At 53.7% G+C, this 1,785-nt stretch carries 1 protein-coding gene and 1 pseudogene; one reads left to right on the top strand and one right to left on the bottom strand.

Annotation, left to right across the window (positions count from 1 at the left end; genetic code table 11):
* Positions 1-627 (top strand): annotated as a pseudogene (locus tag OKC40_RS22305) (J domain-containing protein); the annotation flags it as partial.
* 198 nt (positions 628-825) lie between these two features.
* Here the strand turns inward: OKC40_RS22305 and OKC40_RS22300 are convergent.
* Positions 826-1,785: hypothetical protein (locus tag OKC40_RS22300; RefSeq protein ID WP_270797010.1), on the bottom strand; the 960-nt coding region annotated here is incomplete at its 5' end.

The following is a 1,785-nucleotide window of genomic DNA, read 5'->3' as shown; positions in this document are numbered from 1 at the left end:
GACGACGCGCCGGACTGTGGCGATGACCCCTTTGCCAATGACGAGGCTTTCGCACGTTGGCAGGATCATCATGACATGGCCGATCCGGATGAGGTTGCCAGGGTTGAGCAACTGCTCGATAACTCAAGCCTTAAGCAGCTCTATCGCAAGCTGGCTATGACGCTGCACCCGGATCGGGAGCAAGACCCGGTCAAGCGTGAAGAGAAGAGCCGCCTGATGGGCGAGCTCAGCCATGCGTGGGAAACGCGGGATATGTTTACTCTGTTGCACCTGGCTCACACCCATCTGCCCGAGGCAGACAAGCTGCTGAGTGAAGAGAATCTGGTGGCCATCAATCCGGCGCTCTGGCAGAAAAAACGTGAGCTCGAGATCTGCTTTTATAGTGGCCCGGAGGGAGTGCAAGGGGTTATCTTGCACAAGTTTAAACAGCGCTCGAAGAAGAAGACCGATCTCGCGTTCGAGGAGCATCAGCACTATCTACAGCGGGATATCAAGCAGTTGCATGGACAACTGGCGACCATCACCACCCTTGCAACCCTCAAACCCTATCTGGCCGAGCGCTGGGACGCACGTCAGCACGCCATCTGGGATGAAGAGCCGGACTTTGATGAGATCTTCTTTCGATAACACTTTTTTCGAAAACACATTTTTTGAAAACACCTATTTCGAAAACAAGAGAGAGCCAATGGCTCTCTCTTGTTTTGGGTAGCTTGAAGGATGTCGTGGCAATGAGACATCCAGATGAGTGCTATCGAGGCGCTGGACAGCCAAGGGCGCATGGAACACCAGCACAAGCTGACTGACCGAGTGAAAGGTGTTAGCGCCTTATTTATTCTCGGCCTGATACTGCACACCGCTCGCCGACATGGTAATGGCCGGTAGCTTTTGACGAACCGCCTCCCAAAAGCTGCTCTTGCGTTTGTGCTGCTGATAAAGCTGATTCAGATACTCCTGTGGCGAACAGAGAGGTCTCTCTCCATCCTCTTGTTCTACCTTTAAGGCCGCCTGATAATCCAGGCTCTTTTTCAGATCCGAGGCTGCCCCCGTGTAGTAGGTGCTCTTGCCCTGATTAACGACATTGGCCACCAATTGACGACGTAGCCGCACTGCCACCACGATAAATCCCTGCTGATAGAGGCGGCTCGACCAGGTTCGTACGGTTGAACCAGCAAGGAGTGAGAGATCCTCCTGCAAGTCTGCATCTGTACATTGCTCAAGCCGTTGTGCCAGTTGTGGCCATGCATCAACCTCCTCCAACAGCAACAAGACCTCGCGTAGCCCCCATGATTCGGCAATGGCAACAAACTGGCCTAATGCTACTTCTCTAGGCTCATCTCCACTTTGGCAATAACTCGCAAAAAACGAGTTTGCCCGTGTGCTAGCAAACGCGCGTAATGCCTGAGCATGAGCGTCAGCTCGGCGTCCCTCTTCCAGATAGGCCCGGATCAACACTTGATGCCACAGGTTCAATTGGCGGTGGCGCTGCAACAGAGCCGAGTCCATTGCCTCTAATACCGCGATGGCTTGATCGGCGCGTAATTCGTCGGTCAGCAGTCTGGCATAGTCAATCTGCTGACGGGGGTGGCTAAAGAGACCAGCCTGTTGCACCGAGTCAAAGAATGCAATATCACGCAACTCAAAGCTCAACCCCAACGCCTCTGGCAATAGACCTGCCGCCGCATAGTTATCGCGCAAGGCTCGCATCACTGGGGAGCCGAGCACATCACGGTAATCAAACAGGCAAGTAATGCTGATCGATGGATCAATGTCTGACAATCCGTCACG

Origin of the sequence: Aeromonas sp. QDB11 (assembly GCF_027705265.1) — a bacterium.
Taxonomy (GTDB): Bacteria; Pseudomonadota; Gammaproteobacteria; order Enterobacterales; family Aeromonadaceae; genus Aeromonas; species Aeromonas allosaccharophila.
This window is presented reverse-complemented; position numbering and strand designations above follow the sequence as displayed.